The sequence below is a fragment of the Oceanisphaera marina genome (genome assembly GCF_014643915.1).
Classification (GTDB): domain Bacteria; phylum Pseudomonadota; class Gammaproteobacteria; order Enterobacterales; family Aeromonadaceae; genus Oceanimonas; species Oceanimonas marina.
Window position 1 is genome coordinate 19,682 of the sequence record NZ_BMKE01000022.1, and the last position, 14,766, is coordinate 34,447.

Genomic DNA, 14,766 nt, shown 5'->3' on the forward strand with positions numbered 1-14,766 from the left:
TGACATATTTCGTCTTGCTGGACAATTGCGTTATGGCGTCAGCCGAGCAGAGTAGCTAAGCTGTTATACTGAGTCTTTATGCAGGGATGAAGCTAAGGTGAATAACACACACAGCAAGGTGATCGGCTACATATTGTGGATTTTTGGCTTCATGGGTGCCCATCGCTTTTATTATGGTCGGCCCATCAGTGGCGTTTTGTACTTCTTTACTCTGGGCCTGTTTTTTATTGGCTGGATTGTGGATTTATTTCTTATTCCGTCCATGGACCGAGACGCAGATGAGCGCTATACCACGGGGGCTACCGACTACAACATTGCCTGGATCCTGATGACCTTTCTCGGCATCTTCGGCATCCATCGCCTGTATATGGGCAAGTGGGTGACCGCCATCATCTGGTTCTTCACCGGCGGTTTGTTTCTGGTCGGCTTTCTCTACGACTTTTGCACTCTTAACACGCAAATCGATGAAGTTAACCGCAAAACTCGTCGCTTTGGTTAAATTTCACTGCAATCGGCTGCCATCAATGCCAACTGCCTGGCGTTGATGGCAGCCTGTTTATTCCCCTGCACATGCGCTTGCACCGTCACTCCTTCTTTTAATAAACACAGTGTTGTTGCCAATCGCTCGGCCGCCTGTGGCGCTAATCCTGTCCGTTGTAAATAATCTGCAAGCATGGTCATGATCGCTGTTTTGTGGCTGGCGCATTGTTGGTGTATATCATGCCCAAGATCTCCATACTCCCCACAAGTATTTATAAAAAAGCAGCCTTGAAAAGGGGTTAGCTGTTGTTCTCTGTCGTTTATCCAGTCGTCCAGTGCTGCAAACAGGGTATCTATTACTGCCGTGACAGTTGATTTTCCTTGTGCCAGTCGAGCGTCCAGCCACTGTAAATAAACAGCGTCTCTATAGGCCAGGGTGGCAACCACCAAAGCCTCTTTACCTGCAAAGTGATGGTACAAGGTTTTCTTGGCGATACCTGAGACCTGCAATATCTGATTGATGCCGACGGCGTGAATACCTTGTCGATAAAACAGCTCAAAGGCAGTGATGACCAGTTGTTGGCGTTTATCCATGATGCTCTCCTGTTAATAAATGGATATTGACAGAGGTAGACCGATCTGTCTATATTGTATCTTATGTAGACAATTCGGTCTACTTTGTTGCAAGGGAGTGTTTAAAATGAATAACGAGAGTGGAGTGTTTAATTTGTGTTCCCGTTACTCGCCGCTGGTGGCGGGAGTCGGGGCTATGCTGTGTATTACTATTCTTGCTCGATTGGACGGTTTGGGTGCTTCCAATCTATGGCTGATGGCATCTTTTGGGGCGACCATGGTTATTCTGTTTGGTCTGCCGGAAAGTCCTCTTGCTCGTCCTGCCAATATATTTTTTGGTCATGTACTGACGACATTGGTGGGATTGGTCATTTTGACATTGTGCGGGGTACAGCCTTGGTCTTTAGGGTTGGCGGTGGGAATCGCAGTGAGCCTGATGCTGTTGACTAATACCACTCATCCACCGGCGGGTGCTAATCCGTTGATCGTCATGCTGGGAGGACAGGACTGGAACTTTCTATGGTCGCCGGTGGCCTTGGGGGCCAGCTTGATTATTATTGGTGGTGTCGTGTTTCATCGCTGCACCGGTCGGCGTTATCCCGTTCGTTGGTGGTAGAAACATACCTTTTTATCTACGCAGGTGCTGCCTGCTTGTATATCGGTCAAAGCATGGACTCTAGCGGCAGAAAGCCATACAGCCAGGCTTGAAAGCGGACCCAGGTGCCGGCTTCTGGCTCGCTGTGACGGCTGATAATGGTGGCGGGTGTGGTCGATACATCCAGCCAGATCAGCTGCTCCGACTTATCCCACCAGCGCTCGGCGGTCTCTATATCCAATCGCCAGGCATGGGCGGGCAATTCTTCCAAAAACGTCTGGCTGGCATAGTCGGCCAGCTTCTCGCTGTAAATCAATACCCCAATTTCGGTATTCAGATTAATTGAACGTGGATCCAGGTTCATGGATCCGACAAACAGCGTATCTCTGTCAAAAATCATGGTTTTGGCGTGTAGGCTGGCTTTGGACGAGCTGTACAAGCTTCTATTACGCCTGCCTTTCATGTTTAGCTGGGCCGTGGGTTGCAGCTCCCATAATTCCACCCCGGCTTTTATTAACGGCTGGCGATATTTGGCGTAACCCGAATGAACCAGAGGGACGTCATTGGCGGCCAGAGAATTGGTTAAAATGGTGATTTTTGCTCCTGACTCCACCCAGTTGGCGAAATTTTTTACTCCTTCGTTCAGTGGAATAAAGTAGGGCGAGACTATTAGTGCTTCGCTATGAACCTTGTCCAGCAAGGCCATGAGTGCCGGTGCCATGTGGCCGGAATCATCCTTGGTTGAAGTCAGAATTTTGTCGGGATCATCAAAGATAAGGCTGAACTCGGCCCAATGCAGTTCCAGCTCCCCGTGTTTCAGCTCTTCTACCAGCTGCAATGATTCCAAGCGAGCCAGATAGGCGCTGCTGTTTTCGCTTTTGCTGATAGCTTCCAGTTGGCTACGTATTACCGACAAGGCGGAAGGGTGTGCTGTGCGCTCCAGCTGTTGTATCGGGATTGATAATTTATGATTCCAATAAAGATCGAAGGCGGCAGATACTTCGGGGGCAAAGGCCCCCACACCCAAAATATCCAGATCCGAAAAGTTGATGTATTCGTCAGCGGCAAAATAGGTATTGCCAATATTACGACCACCAATAATGGCGGCCTGATTATCGGCAATAAACGATTTGTTGTGCATGCGCCGGTTTACCCGCGAAAAGCTGGTTAAAAAATCCAGATAAGGCATGGCGCGATTGGCAAAGGGGTTAAACAGACGGATGGAAATATTGGGATGCTGGATCAGGGCACTGAAAAGTTTTTCCTGGCCGTCGTGGCCAAAGTCATCCAGCAGCATGCGCACTCTTACGCCGCGGTCGGCTGCGCGTAACAGGTAATAGGTAAAAAGTTTGGCGGTGGCATCATCGTGAAACAGGTAATATTGCACATCCAGCGTTTTGTCAGCCGCCTCTATTAACAGCAGGCGCGTCACGAAGGCGTCCAGGCCATTACCCAGCAAGTGAAAGCCAGAAGGTAGCGGGTGACGCTGAGCTTCTTTGGCAATACCTTTGCCTAAACGGGTACTCTGGGTATCGTTTAGGGCAAAGCTTGGCTGGTTCATCACCCGAGCCTGACTGGTGCAGCCGGCCAGTGTGACACTTAGTAAAAACAAAAGAGCGGCAGGGAACGTCATAGGGGATTGGCCGTAACAAACGGTAATATCGATAATAATAGTCTATCCAGCTTTGGCGGGTGGCGGACATTGTAATCGCCCAAAGTGAGCTATAAGCACGATTTATCCATTTATATTGAATATCCATCATCGGGCCCGATAAGGAAAAATATGCCGACTCAAATCATTATTAACGCGCTGAATGCCGTGCGTGAGCAGAAGCCGCTGGTGTTGAATATCACCAACTATGTAGTGATGAACAATACCGCCAACGGTCTGTTGGCGCTGGGGGCATCGCCGATCATGGCACACTCGCGAGATGAGCTGGCCGAGATGATGGTATTTTCCGGTGCCCTGGTGATCAACATCGGCACTCTGGACCGCCTCTGGATCGAGCGCATGGTGTTTGCGGTAGAGCAGGCGAATAAACAAGGTAAACCGGTGATTCTGGATCCGGTTGGCTGCGGGGCCAGCCAATTGCGCACTCAAACATCACGCCGCATTGCCGAGATGGCCGAACGGTTGATTATTCGGGGAAATGCGTCGGAAATTATTGCCCTGGCGGGTATAGAAAGCCGCGAACGGGCCAACAGTAAAGGGGTGGATGCGATTGATGCCAGCGAAACGGCGATGGATGCAGCCCGACATCTGGTTCGGCATTATCATTGTAATGTGGTCATCTCCGGTGAAACCGACTTTATTGTCGGGGAAAAGAGCGAAATAAGCCTGCATAATGGCCATGCCATGATGCCGTGCGTCACCGGCATGGGCTGCACCCTGTCGGCACTGACCGGCGCTTTTGCCGCCGTGGGAGAAAGCACTGGTCTGGCGGCGGCCGCAGTGCTGGGTGTGGCCGGAGAGATTGCCGCACAGCAGTCGGCAGGGCCGGGCAGCCTGCAGTTGAAATTGCTGGATGTCTTGTATCAGCTGGATGCAGAAACCCTGACCCAGCGGCTGAGCATATCGGCTGATGGGGCAAAATAAGGTGTTCCCTAAGCCAGCCGTCAATGGCATGGATGCCATCGCCGAATATACAGGGAGGTACTTGCTGCGGGTTGACGTGGGATACCTTATTCTGACCGGCACTCAAGCTGAACAAGATGCCGCATTGTGTAACCCTGAGGCCACAAAGAATCCCCGTAGGAGCAATCATGAATCCCTATCGTTTATATCTGGTCACCGATGATCGGCAGCCTATTGATACCCTTAAAACCGTGGTGGCCGAGGCAGTTGCTGGCGGCGTAACCATGGTGCAGGTGCGCGAAAAACACGGCGATGTACGGGCCTTTATCGAGCGGGCACAAGCCATCAAGACGGTGTTGCAGGGCACAGGTGTGCCGCTGATCATCAACGATCGGGTCGATGTGGCGCTGGCGGTGGATGCCGATGGGGTACATTTGGGTCAGTCCGATATGCCGGCTATTCTGGCGCGACAACTGATTGGCCCAGACAAGCTGCTTGGATTGTCTGTTGAAACCGAACAGCAATTGCAAGACGCCCAGTTATTGCCGGTAGATTATCTCGGTATTAGCGCCATTTTTGCCACTCCTACCAAAACCGATCTAAAAAAGCAGTGGGGTATCGCCGGGCTGAGGCAGGCCGTGGCTCACAGTGCTTTGCCTCTGGTAGCTATAGGCGGTATTAACGAGACCAACATGGCCGATATTATGGCAACCGGTGTCGATGGAATAGCCCTGGTGTCGGCCATTTGCCAGGCGTCTTGCCCACGATCGGCAGTACAGAATTTACTGCTGAAAATGGGTTAAAAATCACACCATTCATTCAGTTTTCGAGTGATGAAATGTGAACATTTGCTGACAAAATAATCTGATCCGTCTGGCTACTTTTAGCGCAAAAATCTTTTTTTGTTTGTAAATCAATAGCTAATTCCTTTAGTATGGCAAGGTTATTGCATCAGAGGAGTTGATTTTGAAACAGCAGAAAATAGCGATATTAGGCGCAGGTCCTAGCGGTTTGGCGCAATTGAGGGCTTTTGAGGCGGCTCGCCGGGCAGGGGTTCAAAACCTGCCGGAAATCGTCTGTTATGAAAAACAAAATGATATTGGCGGCATGTGGAATTACACCTGGCGCACGGGTTTAGATAAAAATGGCGAGCCAGTTCATGGCAGCATGTATCGGTATTTATGGTCGAACGGCCCCAAAGAATGCCTGGAGTTTGCAGACTACTCCTTCGATGAGCATTTTGGTCGGGCTATTCCTTCTTATCCGCCACGTGCCGTGCTTAAAGACTACATCATGGGTCGAATAGACAAGCAGGCCATTCTTAAGTACATCCGATTTGAATGTCCGGTTCGCTGGGTGACGTATGACGAAAGCAGCAAATTGTTTACTGTTACCGTCATGAATCATCAAACTGGCGAGCAAGAAACCAACGAGTTCGATTATGTGGTGGTGGCGACCGGTCACTTCTCCACCCCGAATATGCCGTACTTTAAAGGCGTAGAGCAGTTCCCAGGCCGAGTATTGCATGCCCACGACTTTAGAGATGCGCTGGAGTTTGAAAACCAGAATGTTCTCTTGGTGGGCGCCAGCTATTCTGCGGAAGACATTGGTTCTCAGTGCTACAAGTATGGTGCCAAGTCGGTCACCATAAGCTATCGCAGTCAGCCATTGGGCTTTGAATGGCCAGAAGGCATGGCGGAAAAGCCACTGCTTTCGCATTTTGAAGGTAATGTGGGCCATTTCGCCGACGGTACCAGCAAGGTGTTCGATGCCATTATTATGTGTACCGGCTACTTGTTTCATTTTCCGTTTCTGCCGGATGAACTGCGTTTACAGACTCATAACTGTCTGTATCCAGATAACCTGTACAAAGGTATTTTCTTCCAGCCAAACCCCAAGTTGATTTATCTGGGCATGCAGGATCAGTATTTCACCTTCAATATGTTTGATGCTCAGGCCTGGTATGCGCGCGATGCCATTATCGGCAAAATTACCTTGCCCGAGGCCGACAAACGCCGGCAGGATATGCAGTCCTGGTTAACGCGCCATGAGCAATTGAGTGGCTGCCATGACTCGATTGATTTTCAGGCCAGCTATATTCGTGATTTGCTCGGACCTACCGACTACCCCGATTTTGCGGTAGAAGAGCAGGGAGAATTGTTCAAGCAGTGGCTGCAGGACAAGCAAGACAACATAATGGCGTTTAGAGAGAAGTCTTATCCTTCTACCGTGACCGGCACTGTGGCTACCCAGCTGCCCGCCACCTGGTTGGAAATCAAGGACGACTCACTGGAAAGCTTTATGTCGCTCGACTTCATCGACAGCAAGAGTCTCGATAAAATCGACTGATCGTTGGCTTTACCGTTAATCATAAAAAGCCTGCCCCTTATGGGCAGGCTTTTTTGATGGTGAAAACAACGAAAACCAAGATACTCTTTAAGCCTGTCTCTTGGTCACAACTATTATTTGTTTATATTAGTGTGGCTTGTCAGGCAGAGGGCACTACTCCTCCGACTCGCCGTGAATACCTCCATGTAGGCTCAGACCGCGCCATCCCTGGCGTGGATGGTCGGCTGAGCAGATACCCTCTGCCCTCCCGTGAGCAACGGAGTTGTCTGAAGCGTGTCGGAGGAGACTACCCAGGTGGCGCGCAGCGGCACGTCTTTCATACGCATTCAATATTGCGTACGGCGTAGCGCGTAACGCTTACGACGGTGTGTTTAGCGCGCCCCTAAAGTGCCGATACTCGGCTTGTGCCTGCGCGGCGGTGGTGGTGGTGAGGCTCAGTGATTGACCCGGTTGGCATTGCGCCAGCCGCGCACAGGCCAAAGGCGTGAGCGTGCCCAAACGTGGATAGCCGCCAATAGTTTGACGATCATTCAACAGCACTATCGGCTGGCCGTCCGGTGGTACCTGCACCGCGCCCAGGGCTAAGCCTTCCGAGATTAAGTTATCGATGTTGCAGTGCAGCATGGGGCCTTGCAGCCGGATCCCCATGCGATCCGATCGAGGATCCACACGCCAGGGCTGGCTAAAAGCATTGATCAGGCTGTGATCATCAAAAAAGCGACACTGCGCGCCCGGGATCAAGGCCAGTGTGGGCTCGGCACCGTAGTCAGGCAGGGCGTGGGCAGGTAGGTGACGATCCGGTATGTTTCTCTCGGAAAGCGCGGGTGAAAATACCAGGGTGTCGCCTGCCGCCAGTTTACTGCCATCACCCAGATGGCCACCTAATTGATCCCGCATTACGCAGGCGGTGCTGCCTAATATGGGCTGGGCGATAAAGCCACCCACCACCGCCAAATAGGCTCGCACGCCAGAGCGCGCCATGCCCAGCGTTAATATGTCACCCGCCGCCAGAGTAAAGGCTTGGCCATTCGCCAGCGGCTCGCCATTACGGTGGGCCTGCATATCGGCGCCACACAGTGCGAGTCTGCAATGCTGTTCGGCCGTCAGCGAGAGCCCACCCAGAGTAATTTCCAGTGCCGGGCTACCCCAGTGGTTAGCCAGCAACCAGTTAGCCCAGGCCCAGGCCTGTACGTCGGCCGGCCCACCCTGGGTTATCCCTAGGTGGCGCACGCCAAAGCGTCCTGCGTCTTGCAGCGTGCTTAATGGTCCGGGTCGGGTAATGGTTAACTGTCCGTGTAACAATTAAGGCTCTCTTATGGGTGTGCTGTCGCCACCCAGACGTTCAAATTCGCTTTTAGTGACTGGCACAAAGCGCACCCGATCGCCTACCTGTAATAAGCTCAACCCCGCTCGCTGGGCGTCAAACAGCCTGGCCGAGGTGCGGCCTAACAGATTCCAGCCCCCGGGTGAGGCATTGGGATAGGCGGCGGTTTGGCGACCGGCAATGGCCACACTGCCGGCGGGCACCGATGACCGTGGCCGTTCGAGTCGGGGCAGCTCAAGCTGAGCGGGCAAACTGCCCATGAAGGCAAAGCCGGGCGCAAACCCCAGGGCAAATACCCGATAAACCGGTTGGCTGTGCAGCGCGATCAAGGTTGCCGTATCTAGCCCTGTGTGTTGCTCCAGATGCGCCATGTCCGGCCCTACGCTGGGGTGATACCAGACCGGCAGCTCTGTAATGGAGGCGGTCTGGTCTGTGCCGTCGGGTTCAAGCTCGGCCAGCAAGGTGTGTAACAGCTGACGAGCCTGGGCATGTTCCAGCTGCAAGACATCAAATTGCACCAATACCGTGGTGTAAGAGGGCACCACATCGATAAGTCGTTCGCCAAAGGCTCGCTTGCAGGCGCTTACCAGGGAGGTGATCCAGCCCATGTTGCGTTCGTCTATATCGTCGAACAGCCGTACCAGCCAGGCATCTATACCGGCATTTTCCAGCCGGGGTTGGGGGCTCATGCTCATGGCAGTGTATCCAGCAGCTGACGAATGGCCTTCACCGCGGCAATGGACTCGGGGTTATCGCCATGCACACACAGGGTATCCGCCTGCAACCGCAGTTCGCTGCCATCACAGGCGCTCAACGGTTCGCCGGTGGCGATACGCCGAGCCTGCTCGACGATCAGGGCGGGGTGGTGATGCACGGCGTCGGGCAAGGAGCGGGATACTAGAAAACCGGTGGCGTCGTAAGCGCGATCGGCAAAAGCCTCGAACCACAGGCTAATGCCGTGGCGGGTGGCCAGATCTTGGCTCGGGGCAGGGTTGGCCGTGGCCATCAGCATCAACGGCAGGCTGATATCAAAGGCGGCTACCGCCTTCATTACCGCCGCCAGCTTGTGTTTATCCCGCATCATGTCGTTATACAGGGCGCCGTGAGGTTTAACGTAATGTACCCGCGTGCCCTCAGCTCGACACAGGGCGTCCAGCGCCCCCAGCTGATACAGCACCATGTTTTCTATTTCGTCAGGGGTGCATGCCAGCGATCGACGACCAAAGCCCACCAGATCCGGATAGGCTGGATGGGCGCCGATTTTTACCTGATGTTGCTGTGCCAGTTGCACGGTGCGGCGCATGGTATCCGGGTCGGCGGCATGAAAACCGCAGGCAATATTGGCCAGGTCGATAAAGGGCAGCACGGCTTCATCCTGGCCCATGGTCCAGCAGCCAAAGCTTTCGCCCATATCGGCGTTGAGCAGTAATGTAGCCAAAAAACGACTCCCTATAGATAAAAACAAACACGAGCAGCCTATTTTACCCTGTGCCGGCGGACTAATCTTGTTTTGCGGCGGTCCATCAGGCTCGAGACTCCATGGTTATCTGGCATCATGAGCCTGGCTGCTACCCAGTCAGATACGTCATTTTAAACGATAAAACGGCAATCGTTTTGTGTACCTTGTCGAGCGTATCTTTTGACGTTGAGCCGGAGAAACATTAAATAGTCTTGCCAGCCTCGTTTTTGTGATTATGATATGCGTTCATTTTAACCAGAGGTCCGGTCAATCGCCGGTGTACTATATGGATTGCTCGCGAAGTTGCTTGCAACAAGTTGTTGAATTTTCACCTTCCTCCCGTGTTCTGCTGTTTTCGGCTTTTGCCGCTCCATCCGGATTTGTTTGCCGCCCTAACTATACTGATGCTTTCGGTATGGCTCGCGCAGTCTATTGAACTGCTCATCGACATTCTCTTAAGAGGTAAATCATGGAATTCCTGATGGATCCGTCTATGTGGGCGGGCTTGCTGACACTTATTATTCTTGAAATCGTACTGGGTATCGACAACCTGGTATTTATTGCCATCCTGGTCAAGAAACTACCGCCGCATCAGCGGGACAAGGCACGCATTATCGGACTGTCGCTGGCGCTGATTATGCGTCTGGCGCTGCTGAGCGTGGTGTCCTGGCTGGTCACGCTGACCACGCCGCTGATCACCTTGGGAGAACTGAGCTTCTCCGGCCGCGACCTGATCCTGATAGCAGGGGGCGTTTTTCTGCTGTTCAAAGCCACCACCGAGCTGCACGAGCGACTGGAAGGCTCGATGCACGAAACCAGCACCAGTGGAGTATATGCCGGCTTTGGGGTCGTGATTGCCCAGATACTGGTACTGGATGCGGTGTTCTCGCTCGACTCCATTATTACCGCCGTGGGTATGGTCGACAGCCTGCCGGTGATGATGACGGCCGTGGTGCTGGCCATGCTGGTGATGGTGGCCGCTTCCAAGTCCTTGACCGACTTCGTCAACGCGCACCCCACCGTGGTGGTGCTGTGTTTGAGCTTCCTGTTGATGATAGGTTTCAGTTTGGTGGCGGAAGGTTTCGGCTTCCATATTCCCAAGGGCTACCTGTATGCCGCCATCGGTTTCTCGATCATGATCGAATTTCTGAATCAGCTGGCCCAGCGCAACACCGCCAAGGAAGAAGCCCGTCAGCCACTGCGCGAACGTACTACCGCGGCCATTTTTCGCTTGATGGGCGGCAAGAATCATGCGCATGACGAGCCGGAGCAGACCCAGGAGCAAGCCCAGGAACAGGGCTTTGCCGAAGAAGAGCGCAACATGATCAGCGGTGTACTGTCGCTGGCCGAGCGCTCAACCCGTACCGTGATGACGCCGCGATCCGATATTGTCTGGCTGGATGTATCCGATAGCCGCGAAGAAGTGCTGGCGGAGCTGATGGCGTCTTCTCACAGCCAGTTTCCGGTGTGCGATGGCGAGCTGGACAATCTATTGGGTGTGGTACGAGCCAAGGATTTGATGGCCGGACTCAAAGAAGGTAAAACCCTGACCGAGCTGGCCGAAGGCAACGATTCCATTATCGTGCCGGACAGCATCAGCGTGATCCGTCTGCTCAACGTATTACGTGACGCCCGAGGCAACCTGGTGCTGGTAAATGATGAGTTTGGCACCATTCAGGGCCTGGTAACGCCCCACGATCTGCTGGAAGCTATTGTCGGCGAATTTCTCGATGAAGACGAAGACCCGGAAGTGGTGAGTGAAGGCGACGGTTGGCTGGTCAAGGGTAGTACCGATCTGCACTATCTGGAGCAGGTACTGTCTCGCCGAGGTCTGGTGGACCCCGATGACGAATATGCCACTTTGGCGGGCATGCTACTGGCCTGGAGTGGTCAGTTGCCGGTGGAAGGTGCGGTGTTTGAACATGAAGATCTGCGCTTTGAAGTGGTGGAGTTGATTGATTTTCGTATCGCCCAGGTACGGATCACTCCGATAGCGGCCGCTGCCTAATACGCTTGACCTGTAAAAACGGCGCCCACAAGGGCGCCGTTTTTTTATTCATCACTTATAACACCGCCTTGATGGCCGCCTGTAATTCAGGATCATCCGGTTTGGTCCGGCTGGCAAGCAATGGTTTCATGGTATGCCTCCCTGATAAACGGCAAGCAGAATGTTCAAAGCAGACCCTGATGATGCATAAATCATTGCAATCGGGTACGCGGGCTACCACCAGCGCCTGAGTTTGAGCCAGACTCCCAACCCGACTGCCAGCCCGGTGAGTATCAGGCAAAACATCCAGAAGGCGAGGGGATTATCGGCACCGGGCATGCCGGCCAGATTGATGCCGAACAGGCCGGTTAAAAAGCTGGCCGGCAAAAACAGCAGCGCCATAATGGACATTTGATAAGCGCGGCGATTGGTGGCCTCGGCCATGATATTGTTGATCTCGTCCGCCAGCACGGCGGTGCGTGCCACGCCGGCGTCCAGATCATCCAGCCAGCGGCGCAGTCGGTCGGCAATATCCAGTAAACGCCGGCGATCGTCGTCATTCAGCCAGGTTATTTTCTCGCTGGCCAGCCGTGCCACCAGATCCCGCTGCGGGGAAAGGTAACGACGGATCATGATCAGCTGCTTGCGAATACGGCCCAGTTGACCGCTGGCGGGCATGTCGTTTTCCAGCACCGCCTCTTCCAGTTCCAGAATGTTGTCGTGCAGAGATTCGACAAATTCGCCGGCGCGGTCGGTGAGCGCATCACAAATCTCCACCAGCCAGTCTGCCGGGTTCACCGGACCGTCTTGAGTGGCGAATTGTTCATATACGTCTCGCTCCGACAGCAGCGGCCGGCGACGGCTGCTGAGAATAAGCTGGGGGCTGATGAAGATGCGCAGCGCCACCATTTCTTCCGGCCGGTCGCTTTTGTTATGGTTGATACCGCGCAAAATCAGCAACAGATTCTCCCCCTGGCGTATCAGCTTGGGTCTGTTGCTCTGGCCGAGCAGTGCCTCGCGGGCGCTGTCGTTCAGCAGGCCGGTTTGTTGCAGCCAGCGTTCTGCCTGTGGCTGGCCGTAGTCCAGGTGCAGCCAGGCCGGTGCTGATGCCGGTAACTCGGCGCCTGCAACAAGCGGTTGCATACCGCCGCACCCGTCCAGCTGCAGGCTGTAAATACTGTTATCTGGCACCCGTTCCATTATCCGTCCTTCTCTCGTGCTGATACCCCAGCTTACACTAAAGAGGTTTCAACTGAAGCATGCGATATCAGGGTGCCGAACAAGGTATCATGGACCCATGATCTTCTTTTTGTACAGGCGGACGTATGCGACGCGGTTCTTTTAATCCCGAGGCGGAGGGCGGCTCTTTCAGCTGGCAAACCCTGCGTACCTTGTTACCGTATCTGCTGGAATACCGGCTGCGTATCGGGCTGGCGCTGGCCTGTTTGGTGGCGGCAAAGGTGGCCAGTGTCGGACTGCCGTTTATTCTCAAGCATATCGTTGATGCCATGGACACGGGCGTCAACAGTGGCACGGGTAGCAAGTTGCTGGTACTGCCCCTGGGGTTGTTGCTGGCCTATGGAGCGGTGCGTTTTGCCAATGTGTTATTGGGTGAAGTGCGCGACGCACTGTTTGGCCGCGTGACCGAGCGAGCCATGCGCCGTATCGGCTTAACGGTATTCAGACATCTGCATCGGCTGGAGCTGGGTTTTCATCTGGATCGCAATACCGGCGGCTTATCACGGGATGTAGAAAGAGGCGTGTCGGGGGTCAGCTTTCTGCTGCGTTTCATGGTGTTCAACATAGTGCCGACCCTGTTTGAAATTGCCTTGGTGGTGGGCGTGTTGCTGGTCAACTATTCGATATGGTTTGCGCTGGTGACCCTGATTGCCGTGGTGCTGTATATCGGCTGGTCTGTGATTGCCACCGACTGGCGTACCGGCTACGTGCGGGCGGCCAACCTGGCCGATTCTCAAAGCAATACCCGTGCCGTAGACAGCCTGCTCAATTTCGAGACGGTGAAGTATTTTACCAACGAGCAGTTTGAAGCCGAGCGTTATGATAGTGACCTGGCGCAGTGGGAGCAGGCCAGGCGCAATAATCGTCTGAGCCTGTTTGCACTCAATGGCGGGCAGGCGCTGATTATCGCCATCGCCATGACGGTGATGATGATACTGGCCGGGCAGAATGTAGTGGCCGGTACCATGACGCTGGGGGATTTTGTGCTGATTAACGCCTTTATGATGCAGCTGTTTTTACCGCTGAATTTTTTAGGCTTCGTGTATCGGGAAATGAAAGGCTCCATGGCCAATGTGGAGCGTATGTTCGCCTTGTTACGCCGTGCGCCATTGATTAAGGATGACGTAAATGCGGGCAGCTTGGCCGTTAGCCAGGGGCAAATCGAGTTCCGTGATGTGAGTTTCGGTTATGGGCCAGAGCGCCCCATTCTGGACCGGGTCAGCTTTACCGTCAGGCCACAGCAAAAAGTGGCCGTGGTGGGGGCCAGTGGCGCCGGCAAGTCGACCCTGGTCAAGCTGTTGTTTCGCTTCTATGACGTGGATGAAGGCGGCGTGCTGATCGACGGTCAGGATATACGCCACGTCACGCAAAGCTCGTTGCGTCAGGCCATCGGCATTGTGCCCCAGGATACGGTGCTGTTTAACGCTTCTATTTTTGACAACATTCGCTATGGTCGCATCACTGCCGACGATGATGAGGTTGCCGAGGCCATTCGGCTGGCGCATCTGGATGATTTTATCGCCCGCTTGCCCGAGGGGGCCAATACCCTGGTGGGCGAGCGCGGGCTCAAGCTCAGCGGGGGCGAAAAACAGCGGGTGGCGATTGCCCGTACCATTCTCAAGCGCCCGCCGATACTGGTGTTTGACGAAGCCACCTCCTCCCTCGACAGCCGTTCGGAGCAAAGCATACTGCAGGCCATTCGCGAGGTGTCGCGCGGCCAGACCAGCCTGGTGATCGCGCATCGGCTGTCTACGGTCGTCGACGCGGACCATATTCTGGTCATGGATCAGGGCCGTATTGTGGAGCAGGGCAGTCATCAGGCGCTGCTGGCAAAGCAAGGCCGTTATGCCCGGTTGTGGCAGTTGCAACAGCAACAAAAGGAGCCAGAGTGATGCCGCTGGCATGGTGGACGGTATTGCCTGCTGTGTATGTGCTGCTCAGCCTGATCACTTTTTTGCTTTATGGTTGGGATAAACGAGCGGCCATTAGAGGAAATTGGCGCATTCGCGAACGCACGCTGCACCTGTGGGCATTGGCCGGCGGCTGGCCGGGTGCCTGGCTGGCGCAGCGCTGGTTAAGGCACAAGTCACAGAAAGTGTCGTTTCGCCGATTGTTCTGGTTAACGGTGGTGTGCAACCTGGTGGTGCTGATAGCCGCATGGCCATGTTTTCGAGGGTGATCGGCC

General features: G+C 54.0%; 14 protein-coding genes. 8 read left to right on the forward strand and 6 right to left on the reverse strand.

Translation table 11 applies throughout. The features are described 5' to 3' along the window. Positions 1 to 97 precede the first annotated feature (97 nt). Positions 98 to 499, forward strand: coding sequence for a TM2 domain-containing protein (locus IEW52_RS12525; protein ID WP_188630419.1), 402 nt, complete (start codon positions 98 to 100; stop codon positions 497 to 499). On the opposite strand, the gene IEW52_RS12530 is transcribed toward IEW52_RS12525, so the two are convergent. Beyond that, positions 496 to 1,074, reverse strand: a complete 579-nt coding sequence (locus IEW52_RS12530) for a TetR/AcrR family transcriptional regulator (RefSeq protein ID WP_188630420.1) — start codon at positions 1,072 to 1,074, stop codon at positions 496 to 498. The two genes, IEW52_RS12525 and IEW52_RS12530, sit on opposite strands and share 4 nt — an antisense overlap. Before the next feature lie 106 nt (positions 1,075 to 1,180). Between IEW52_RS12530 and IEW52_RS12535 the strand changes: the two genes are divergently transcribed. Further along, positions 1,181 to 1,669, forward strand: a complete 489-nt coding sequence (locus tag IEW52_RS12535; RefSeq protein WP_188630421.1) for an HPP family protein — start codon at positions 1,181 to 1,183, stop codon at positions 1,667 to 1,669. A gap of 46 nt (positions 1,670 to 1,715) precedes the next feature. Here the strand turns inward: IEW52_RS12535 and IEW52_RS12540 are convergent, their stop codons facing one another. Continuing rightward, positions 1,716 to 3,209 (reverse strand): phospholipase D family protein, encoded by a 1,494-nt coding sequence (locus IEW52_RS12540; RefSeq protein ID WP_188630422.1) that lies wholly within the window; start codon positions 3,207 to 3,209, stop codon positions 1,716 to 1,718. 222 nt (positions 3,210 to 3,431) lie between these two features. On the opposite strand from IEW52_RS12540, the gene thiM reads away from it, so the two are divergent. From thiM to IEW52_RS12555, 3 genes are all read left to right on the forward strand, one after another. Beyond that, positions 3,432 to 4,244, forward strand: coding sequence for a hydroxyethylthiazole kinase (gene thiM, locus IEW52_RS12545; protein WP_188630423.1), 813 nt, complete (start codon positions 3,432 to 3,434; stop codon positions 4,242 to 4,244). A gap of 167 nt (positions 4,245 to 4,411) precedes the next feature. Further along, the gene (gene thiE, locus IEW52_RS12550) at positions 4,412 to 5,026 is read left to right on the forward strand and encodes a thiamine phosphate synthase (protein ID WP_188630424.1); all 615 of its coding nucleotides are present in this window, start codon (positions 4,412 to 4,414) and stop codon (positions 5,024 to 5,026) included. A gap of 163 nt (positions 5,027 to 5,189) precedes the next feature. Continuing rightward, a complete protein-coding gene (locus tag IEW52_RS12555; protein ID WP_188630425.1) occupies positions 5,190 to 6,572 on the forward strand; it encodes a trimethylamine monooxygenase in 1,383 nt (460 codons plus the stop codon). Positions 6,573 to 6,929: 357 nt separating this feature from the next. Here the strand turns inward: IEW52_RS12555 and IEW52_RS12560 are convergent, their stop codons facing one another. The 3 genes from IEW52_RS12560 to IEW52_RS12570 are packed head-to-tail and all read right to left on the reverse strand — an operon-like array spanning position 6,930 to position 9,334. Continuing rightward, complete coding sequence (locus IEW52_RS12560) at positions 6,930 to 7,874, reverse strand: 5-oxoprolinase subunit C family protein (protein ID WP_188630426.1); 945 nt, start codon at positions 7,872 to 7,874, stop codon at positions 6,930 to 6,932. Beyond that, a complete protein-coding gene (gene pxpB / locus IEW52_RS12565) occupies positions 7,875 to 8,591 on the reverse strand; it encodes a 5-oxoprolinase subunit PxpB (protein WP_229667938.1) in 717 nt (238 codons plus the stop codon). Next, positions 8,588 to 9,334, reverse strand: a complete 747-nt coding sequence (locus IEW52_RS12570) for a 5-oxoprolinase subunit PxpA (protein WP_188630427.1) — start codon at positions 9,332 to 9,334, stop codon at positions 8,588 to 8,590. The genes pxpB and IEW52_RS12570 overlap by 4 nt, the downstream gene beginning before the upstream one ends. Positions 9,335 to 9,824: 490 nt before the next feature. Here IEW52_RS12570 and IEW52_RS12575 point away from each other — a divergent pair, with 490 nt between their 5' ends. Then, a complete protein-coding gene (locus IEW52_RS12575) occupies positions 9,825 to 11,363 on the forward strand; it encodes a TerC family protein (protein ID WP_188630428.1) in 1,539 nt (512 codons plus the stop codon). 213 nt (positions 11,364 to 11,576) lie between these two features. Here IEW52_RS12575 and zntB read toward each other — a convergent pair whose 3' ends face one another. Beyond that, complete coding sequence (gene zntB, locus IEW52_RS12580; protein ID WP_188630429.1) at positions 11,577 to 12,542, reverse strand: zinc transporter ZntB; 966 nt, start codon at positions 12,540 to 12,542, stop codon at positions 11,577 to 11,579. A 125-nt stretch (positions 12,543 to 12,667) separates the two neighbouring features. Between zntB and IEW52_RS12585 the strand changes: the two genes are divergently transcribed. After that, positions 12,668 to 14,473 carry an ABCB family ABC transporter ATP-binding protein/permease gene (locus IEW52_RS12585; RefSeq protein WP_188630430.1) on the forward strand — a complete coding sequence of 602 codons (1,806 nt, stop codon included), beginning with the start codon at positions 12,668 to 12,670 and terminating at the stop codon, positions 14,471 to 14,473. Further along, a complete protein-coding gene (locus IEW52_RS12590; RefSeq protein ID WP_188630431.1) occupies positions 14,473 to 14,760 on the forward strand; it encodes a DUF1294 domain-containing protein in 288 nt (95 codons plus the stop codon). The genes IEW52_RS12585 and IEW52_RS12590 overlap by 1 nt, the downstream gene beginning before the upstream one ends. The last annotated feature ends 6 nt before the right edge of the window (positions 14,761 to 14,766 follow it).

Bases quoted from the DNA above. Each gene is read 5' to 3' on its own strand.
- IEW52_RS12530 (WP_188630420.1), bottom strand. From the start codon at position 1,074: ATGGATAAACGCCAACAACTGGTCATCACTGCCTTTGAGCTGTTTTAT.
- IEW52_RS12535 (WP_188630421.1), top strand. From the start codon at position 1,181: ATGAATAACGAGAGTGGAGTGTTTAATTTGTGTTCCCGTTACTCGCCG.
- IEW52_RS12540 (WP_188630422.1), bottom strand. From the start codon at position 3,209: ATGAACCAGCCAAGCTTTGCCCTAAACGATACCCAGAGTACCCGTTTA.
- thiM (WP_188630423.1), top strand. From the start codon at position 3,432: ATGCCGACTCAAATCATTATTAACGCGCTGAATGCCGTGCGTGAGCAG.
- thiE (WP_188630424.1), top strand. From the start codon at position 4,412: ATGAATCCCTATCGTTTATATCTGGTCACCGATGATCGGCAGCCTATT.
- pxpB (WP_229667938.1), bottom strand. From the start codon at position 8,591: ATGAGCATGAGCCCCCAACCCCGGCTGGAAAATGCCGGTATAGATGCC.
- IEW52_RS12575 (WP_188630428.1), top strand. From the start codon at position 9,825: ATGGAATTCCTGATGGATCCGTCTATGTGGGCGGGCTTGCTGACACTT.
- zntB (WP_188630429.1), bottom strand. From the start codon at position 12,542: ATGGAACGGGTGCCAGATAACAGTATTTACAGCCTGCAGCTGGACGGG.
- IEW52_RS12585 (WP_188630430.1), top strand. From the start codon at position 12,668: ATGCGACGCGGTTCTTTTAATCCCGAGGCGGAGGGCGGCTCTTTCAGC.
- IEW52_RS12590 (WP_188630431.1), top strand. From the start codon at position 14,473: ATGCCGCTGGCATGGTGGACGGTATTGCCTGCTGTGTATGTGCTGCTC.